Source organism: Spongiactinospora gelatinilytica (assembly GCF_003236385.1).
Taxonomy (GTDB): Bacteria; Actinomycetota; Actinomycetes; order Streptosporangiales; family Streptosporangiaceae; genus Spongiactinospora; species Spongiactinospora gelatinilytica.
In genome coordinates, this window is record NZ_POUA01000403.1 from 1 (window position 1) to 6,755 (window position 6,755).

Here is a 6,755-nt window from a genome sequence, read left to right on the forward strand (position 1 = left end):
GGTGGCGAAGTAGTCGGCGATGGGGGTGGGCTTGCGGCCGGTGAGGCGTTCGACCGCGTGTGTGGTCACGTCGAACCAGCCGTCGCGCTTGTAGGTGCCCAGGCCCGTCCAGCCCTGGACGTACATTTCGGGCAGCCCGCGTTCGGACAGGATCGCGGCCAGGTCGGCGTCGGAGACCTCCTCGTGGCGGACCGGGCGGCCGGTGACCTGGGCGAGTGCGTCGGCCACGTCGGCGTCGCTCACCGTCTCCGGGCCGGTGACCTCCAGCGAGCTGGCCTTCGCAGCCGCCCTCGGCCAGTACGGCGGCCGCCACGGCGGCGCTGTCGTCGCGGGTGATGTGCCCGTCCCGGCCGTCGCCCGCGTTGCCGGTAGACCCCTCGGTCGGCGTGCCGACGACGGCCGGGTGCCCGCTCGTTGCCAGGTGGTCAGGGTTCCTTTCCAGGACGCCGGCCTCATGCCCTCGGTCAGGAGGTCGCGAGCAGCAATGCCGTGGTCGTCGCGGTGAGCGCGGCGAGCAGTACGGGTGCCACGGCGTGGGAGCGGTGGCGGCGGTGCGTGAAGTCGCGGGCGCGCAGGTGGTAGCCCACCGCGCCGATGAGCAGCAGCGTGAGGCCGGTGGCGGCGGCGATGGCGAGCGGCCGGAGCCAGAGACCGGCCACGAGCCCGAACGTGCCGGCGATCTCCAGGGCGCCGATCAGCCGGGTCAGCGCCGGGCCTACGCCGAGTCGCAGCAGGTTGGCCGTCACCGAGCGGCGCAGCAGGACCTTCTGGGCGCCGGCGAGCAGGAAGACGAGAGCGACCAGGACGCTCAGGACGCTGGCGGCTAGCGACATGGGGACGACTCCTCCAACTAAAGAGAACGAACGTTCCGCGGACCACCGGGAGAGCCGCGCGGTGTCGATCGTGGCCAGGTCGCTGGAGATGCTGGACGATCTCGGCCTGGCCCAGGCCGCCATCGAGCGGGGCGTCCCCCTGCACACCCTGAACTTCTACCAGGGCACCACGGTCCTGGCCGAGATGGACGTGACCGCCGTGGACTCCCCGTTCCCGCTGGACCTGTGCATCCCGCAGTGACAGACGGTCGCGCTGCTGCGCGAGCGCGCCGCGGAACTCGGCGTCACGATCGAGTGGGAGACCCGCCTGACCGGCCACCGGCCCGGCGAGCACGGCGTCAGCGCCGAACTCCGGCACCCGGACGGAAGTACCGAACACCGCGAGACCAGGTGGCTGATCGGGGCCGACGGCGCGCACAGCACCGTGCGCGAGGCGGCCGGGATCGCGCGCAGGAGCGCCGACCTGAAGCGAGGCTTCATCCTGGGCGACGTCGCCGTGGACTGGCCGCTCACCCGGGACCGCTTCCACGTCTACTTCGACGCCTCCGGCCTGGTGGCCGTCTTTCCGATGGCCGGCGGCTACTGGCGCATCCTGGCCAGTACGCCGGACGACCGGCCGCCGAAGTCCCCCGGGCTGGCCGACTTCGCCGCCTACGTCGCCGCCCGCACCCCACTGAACCCCGAGGTCACGGACCTGCAATGGAGTTCGTCGTTCGTGGCCAGGGAGAGCCTGGCCGAGCGGCTGCGGCACGACCGCGTACTCCTGGCCGGCGACGCCGCGCACAGCCACAGCCCGGTGGGCGGCCAGGGCATGAACACCGGCATGCAGGACGCCTACAACCTGGGCTGGAAGCTCGCGCTCGTCGTCACCGGCCGTGCCGGTGACGCCCTCCTGGACAGCTACCAGGCCGAACGCCTGCCCATCGTCAAGGCGGTGGTGGACGCCACCTCGACCACCACCAGGGTCGCCACCGGCAGCACGCTCGTCGCCCGCAGGGCCAGGCGGCACGCGCTGCGCCTGTTCGGCAGGCTCAACCCGGTGCAGCAGCGGCTGTCGAACGCCTTCGGCGAACACCTCGTCCACTACCGTGACAGCCGCCTGGTGTTCCAGCGCTGGCACGAGTCGCCGGCCAGGGCGTGGAACGACGTCGCCAGGAGCGGGCCGGAGGCCGGTGAGCTGGTACGGGACGCCTACCTCGAAGACCGCCGGGGCCCGGTGGCGCTCCGGCGTCTGCTGCGCGCGCCGGGGCACCACCTCATCGTGTTCGCCGCCGACACCACCGACCCGGACACCCTGGCCGGCTGGCAGGCCGCCGCAGGCGAGGCGATGGCCGGGCACGGCGAGGTCCACCTGGTCACCCGCGGCCACCTGCCGCCCGGTCCGACGGACGGGATCTTCGCCGACCTGCGAAGCGACGCCCACAACCGGTACGGCGTGCGTCGGCCCAGCCTGTATTTGATCCGGCCGGACAAATACGTCGGTTACCGGGGGGACAGGGTCGACTTCGCACCCGTTGACGAGTACTTCAGGGCGCTGTGCGCGGGCCGTTCCTGACCGGGATCGACCTGTCTACAGGATGGTGATCTTGGAGATGTGAATCTTCCCGTTGATGTTGGGCGACTTGTTCCACAGGTATCCCCAGCCCTGCCACTTGTCCAGGATCATTCCCTTGGTGCTCTGCCCAAGATCGTCAACGTACTCGACGACCACCTTGTTGTTTCCGGAAGAGATGGACCAGACATCGTGGAGGGCCACCTTGACCGAGCCGCGATTGGCGAAGCAGTGGGTGTCCAGCTTCTTCGGTCCCACCTGGTGCTGGATGACCAGGAAGTCATCCCTGACGGGCTTCCCGCAGCCGACCTTGTCGATCGCGTACGCGGGGGAGGGCAGCGCCATGGTGGCCGTCAGTGCGACGGCGCCCGCGACGAGGGCATTGCTGTCTTGGCCAGGGCCGACTGCACCAGGTCCTCGGCGGCGTGCCGGTCACCGGTCAGCAGGTACGCCGTGCGGAACAACGCCCCTGACCGATCGACGATGAACCGCCGGAAGTCCGCCGCAAATCCTGGATCCACCCGTCCTCCTCGCGATGTTCACAGGCAAGGACGCGGGCGGCACGCCGATCTATGCCGACCCTGGCCGGGGATTCTCGGACGTGGTCAGACGGGCTGGATCCGGGCGCGCAGCAGGCAGAACTCGTTGCCCTCCGGGTCGGCCAGGACGTGCCACCCCTCGGTACCGCTCTGGCCGACGTCGGCGCGCCTGGCGCCGAGCGCGAGCAGCCGTTCCAGCTCGGCGTCCTGGTCGCGGTCGGTGGCGTTGACGTCGATGTGCAGTCGGAGCTTCTCGGGCCGGGGGTCGTCGCTGGGGCTGAGGATGAGGGTGGGCTGCGGGCCGCCGAAGCCGACGCCGGGCGGTCCGATCTCGATGCTTCCGTCGTCCTCCCGGCCGAGTTCGACGTAGCCGAGGACCTCGCTCCAGAAGGCGGCCAGCCGTTCCGGGTCGGCGGCGTCGATGACCAGCTCACTGATACGGCATGCCATGACCGTCAGTGTACGAAGAAACGGGGCCGGAGCGGTGTGAGACATAAGGTGGTTCTCATGTTCCGTGATGATGACCTCGCGTTGCTCGCGCGGCCGCTGTACGCCTACCTGACCGTCGCGCCGCACGGTGAGCGCTGGCCCGCGCCGCGCCCGGTGTGGTTCGAGTTGGCCGGCAACGGCGAGCTACAGATGTTCTCGGTACTGGGGGCGCCGAAGCTCGACCGTCTCCGGGAGCGGCCCCGTGCGTCCGTCGTCGTCGCCGCTCCCCCAGGTGAGCGCGAATACTGGGTGTCCGTGGAGGGCTCGGTCACCCTCCACGACGAGGGCGGCATCGAGCTGGCCGCCCGCCTGGCCGAACGCTACTGGGACATGAGCAACCCGGGCTACCAGAAGGTCCTCGACGAGTGGCGCGCCAGTGGTGCGGTGCGCATCGTCCTCCACCCGGAGGCGGTCACCCGCTTCGCCGCCTGAACAACGGCTTCGGCTTGCGCGGCGGGGGGAGGGTGACGACCTTGCGGAGGTGGGCTCCGGTGGTCTGCATGATGTCGGCGAGCTGGCCCACCTGTTCCTCGGTGAGCACGTCGAGCAGGCCCGCCCGTACCGTGCCGACGTGCCCCGGGGTCGTGCGTTCGAGGATGTCGCGCCCCTCGGGGGTCAGGCCCATCAGGACCTTGCGCTCGTCGTCGGGGTCGGTCTCGCGGCGGAGCAGGCCCGCCTTCTCCAGTTGAGCGATCTGGTAGCTGAGCCCGCTGCGCGAGGTGACCATCATCGTGGCCAGCTCGGTGATGCACAGTGAGGCGGCCGGGTGGTCGTGGACCCGGTGCAGGATCTCGTACTGGACCTGGGTGACCCCGCCGTCCTCGCGCAGCCGGGTCTCGACCAGGCGGTGGAGCAGGTCGTAGGTCTCCAGCAACCCGGTCCAGGCGCGTGTCTCGGTCTCGGTCAACCGGGGTGGTCCGCTCATGGCGGTCAGCTTACCGATTGCGTCGAATTGGAAACATGCGTAGCATCCCTCATTGCGTCGAATTCGACGCAGTCAACCGGCGAGGGAGTGAAGATGCGGGATACCGGGTTGACCGGGCGGGTGGCTCTGCTGACCGGGGCCTCCGGCGGGATCGGGACGGCGCTCGGGCGCCGGCTCATCGCCGCGGGGGTCACCACGGCTTTCGCGTACGCGACCCACGCGGACGCGGCCGGCACGCTGGTGAACGAGGCCAAGGAAGCGGGGCTGAACGCCATCGCCGTCCCGGCCGACCTCGCCGACCCCGCGGCGCCCGCCGCGCTGATCGACACGGTCGTCCGGGCGCTCGGGCCGATCGACGTCCTGATCCCCAACGCGGGGCTCGGCGAGCCGTGCCACTACGCCGAGGTGGATCTTGCGATGTGGGACCGCAGCTTCGCGGTCAACCTGCGCGCGCCGTTCCTGCTCGCCCAGGCGGTGCTGCCGGGGATGGTCGAGCGGGGCTTCGGGCGGGTGCTGTTCACCTCGTCGCTGGCCGCCTTCACCGGCGGGATCGTGGGCCCCCACTACGCCGCCGCCAAGGCGGGCCTGCACGCGCTGGCGCACCACCTGGCATCCCGGGTCGCGGCGGCCGGGGTGACGGTGAACGTACTGGCCCCGGCCCTGATCGAGGACACCCGCATGCTGCCCCCGTCGGCCGACCGCAGCCTGCTCCCGGTCGGCCGGTTCGGCCGCCCGGAGGAGGTCGCCGACCTCGCCATGGCCATGCTCGGCAACGGCTACCTCACCAGCCAGGTGATCGGCCTGGACGGCGGCGCGTACCCGCGCTGACATCGGCGGCCCGCTCAAGTACCTCCTCCAGCGTCACCGCGCAGGTCACCATGTCCGCCGGATCGGGCGCCCGCCACGACTCCCGGCCGCGCAACGCGGCCAGAAAGGCCGTGGTGGCGTGCCCGGCCGTCGGCGGGGCCAGGCGCTCCACCCGCCATGCCCCGCCGACGTGCGCGGCCACTTCGCCGTCGCGCACGGTCACCGTTCCGCGTGTGCCGTGCAGGCGGACCAGCAGGCCGCCGGGGCGGGTGGTCCAGTCGGCGTGGACGGTGGCGGGCACGCCGTCCCAGTCCAGCAGGGCCGTCCCGCCGATGTTCACGGCGTGATCGGGGTGGTGGCGCAGTACCGAACCCCGCACCGCGATCTCCGCCCCCGGACGCAGCCAGCGCAGCAGGTCCACCAGGTGAACGCCGAGATCGGCGAACGCGCCCCCGGCCCCGGCCAGGCGCGGATCCAGCATCCAGGCGGCGGTCTCCCCGGTCAGCGTGCCGTCCAGGAGCCCGGCGTGCGAGAAGGACAGGTCCGCCGCGACCGGCTCGCCGAGATCGCCGTCCGTCAGCAGCCGCGCGGCCCGGCGCAGCGACGGCGCGCAGCGCAGGAACATCGCGGTGGTGACGGGCGCCGCCGCGCGGCAGGCCAGGGCCGCCAGCGCGGCCGTCTCGGCGGCGTCGGCGGCCAATGGCTTTTCCACCAGCGTGGGCAGCCCCGCGGCGACGGCCTGGCGGAGCAGGTCGCGGTGCCCGGCCGTGGGTGAGCAGATGATCACGGCGTCGGCCTGGTCCGGTACGGCCTCCGCCGGGTCCTGGACCGCGACCAGTTCGGCGTCGTCGTCGGCGGTCACGGCGGCGATGTGGTCGGGAAGGTGGACATGGGCCGTGCCCAGGACCGCGACGCGGGTCCTGGGCAGGCTCATCTTCGGTTGTGCGGGGAAGGTCACCGGGCCTCGGCCATCGCTTCCGGCGCGTTCAGCTCGGTGTGCCGGCCGAAGACGCGGTCGCAGTAGACCAGGGGGGCCTGATCGCTCACATGCGCCTCCTCGACCAGGCCGACGAGGATGCTGTGATCGCCGCCGTCGAGCAGTTGGTGCATGGAACACGCCACCCGCGCGGCGGCCTCGGAGATGCCGGGCAGGCCGAGTTCGGCCGGCTCGGTGTCGCCGGCCGCGAACCTGTCGATGCCGGAGGTGGCGAAGCGCACCGCCACACCGGACTGCTCCTGGGCCAGGATGTTGATCAGGAAGTGCCGGGCGGAGGCGAACGCGGCGTGCGTGCTCGCCTGTTTGTCCAGACAGATCAGGACAAGTGGGGGATATAAGGAAAGCGAGATGAAGGAACTCGCGGTGAAGCCCCAGCGGCGTCCCGACCGGTCGATGGTGGTGGCCACCGTCACAGGACCGGGCACCCGGGACATCGCGCTGGTGAACTCCTCAACGTCTATGGTCATGTCGGCTTCCAGAGTGTCGGGGGATGAGAACGATCAGGGCGGCTCGGCGCGGCCGGGCCGCCCGGACGGCTGTTCCACCGTGCGGTGCCGTCTGGATCGGACGCGGTGCCGTCTGGATCGGACGCGAGGCGGAGGCGGAGGCGGGG

11 protein-coding genes and 1 pseudogene are annotated in these 6,755 nt (G+C 71.4%); 4 read left to right on the top strand and 8 right to left on the bottom strand.

The window, feature by feature from the left end; genetic code table 11:
* Positions 1-243 (bottom strand): annotated as a pseudogene (locus C1I98_RS32975) (ergot alkaloid biosynthesis protein); the annotation flags it as partial.
* Between the two features lie 221 nt (positions 244-464).
* A complete protein-coding gene (locus C1I98_RS32980) occupies positions 465-833 on the bottom strand; it encodes a DoxX family protein (RefSeq protein WP_158558280.1) in 369 nt (122 codons plus the stop codon).
* Positions 834-894: 61 nt separating this feature from the next.
* Between C1I98_RS32980 and C1I98_RS42000 the strand changes: the two genes are divergently transcribed.
* Both C1I98_RS42000 and C1I98_RS43290 read left to right on the top strand, forming a co-directional pair.
* A complete protein-coding gene (locus tag C1I98_RS42000; protein ID WP_233508394.1) occupies positions 895-1,074 on the top strand; it encodes a hypothetical protein in 180 nt (59 codons plus the stop codon).
* A 15-nt stretch (positions 1,075-1,089) separates the two neighbouring features.
* On the top strand, positions 1,090-2,388 hold the full coding sequence (locus tag C1I98_RS43290) for an FAD-dependent monooxygenase (protein ID WP_267898095.1): 1,299 nt from the start codon (positions 1,090-1,092) through the stop codon (positions 2,386-2,388).
* Positions 2,389-2,403: 15 nt separating this feature from the next.
* On the opposite strand, the gene C1I98_RS32990 is transcribed toward C1I98_RS43290, so the two are convergent.
* The 3 genes from C1I98_RS32990 to C1I98_RS33000 all read right to left on the bottom strand — a co-directional run bounded on the left by C1I98_RS32990 (position 2,404) and on the right by C1I98_RS33000 (position 3,374).
* Positions 2,404-2,730, bottom strand: a complete 327-nt coding sequence (locus tag C1I98_RS32990) for a beta/gamma crystallin domain-containing protein (RefSeq protein WP_111171261.1) — start codon at positions 2,728-2,730, stop codon at positions 2,404-2,406.
* 8 nt (positions 2,731-2,738) lie between these two features.
* Complete coding sequence (locus tag C1I98_RS32995) at positions 2,739-2,906, bottom strand: SigE family RNA polymerase sigma factor (protein WP_199537390.1); 168 nt, start codon at positions 2,904-2,906, stop codon at positions 2,739-2,741.
* An 84-nt stretch (positions 2,907-2,990) separates the two neighbouring features.
* On the bottom strand, positions 2,991-3,374 hold the full coding sequence (locus C1I98_RS33000; protein ID WP_111171262.1) for a VOC family protein: 384 nt from the start codon (positions 3,372-3,374) through the stop codon (positions 2,991-2,993).
* Positions 3,375-3,431: 57 nt separating this feature from the next.
* Between C1I98_RS33000 and C1I98_RS33005 the strand changes: the two genes are divergently transcribed.
* The gene (locus tag C1I98_RS33005; protein WP_111171263.1) at positions 3,432-3,845 is read left to right on the top strand and encodes a pyridoxamine 5'-phosphate oxidase family protein; all 414 of its coding nucleotides are present in this window, start codon (positions 3,432-3,434) and stop codon (positions 3,843-3,845) included.
* On the opposite strand, the gene C1I98_RS33010 is transcribed toward C1I98_RS33005, so the two are convergent.
* A complete protein-coding gene (locus C1I98_RS33010; protein ID WP_111171264.1) occupies positions 3,826-4,338 on the bottom strand; it encodes a MarR family winged helix-turn-helix transcriptional regulator in 513 nt (170 codons plus the stop codon). The genes C1I98_RS33005 and C1I98_RS33010 overlap by 20 nt on opposite strands.
* Positions 4,339-4,431: 93 nt before the next feature.
* Here C1I98_RS33010 and C1I98_RS33015 point away from each other — a divergent pair, with 93 nt between their 5' ends.
* Positions 4,432-5,166, top strand: a complete 735-nt coding sequence (locus tag C1I98_RS33015) for an SDR family NAD(P)-dependent oxidoreductase (RefSeq protein WP_111171267.1) — start codon at positions 4,432-4,434, stop codon at positions 5,164-5,166.
* Here the strand turns inward: C1I98_RS33015 and C1I98_RS33020 are convergent.
* Together C1I98_RS33020 and C1I98_RS33025 are read right to left on the bottom strand one after the other, a co-directional pair.
* Positions 5,120-6,079, bottom strand: a complete 960-nt coding sequence (locus C1I98_RS33020) for a Gfo/Idh/MocA family protein (protein WP_111171265.1) — start codon at positions 6,077-6,079, stop codon at positions 5,120-5,122. The two genes, C1I98_RS33015 and C1I98_RS33020, sit on opposite strands and share 47 nt — an antisense overlap.
* A gap of 20 nt (positions 6,080-6,099) precedes the next feature.
* Positions 6,100-6,609 (bottom strand): flavin reductase family protein, encoded by a 510-nt coding sequence (locus C1I98_RS33025; protein ID WP_111171266.1) that lies wholly within the window; start codon positions 6,607-6,609, stop codon positions 6,100-6,102.
* Positions 6,610-6,755 lie beyond the last annotated feature (146 nt).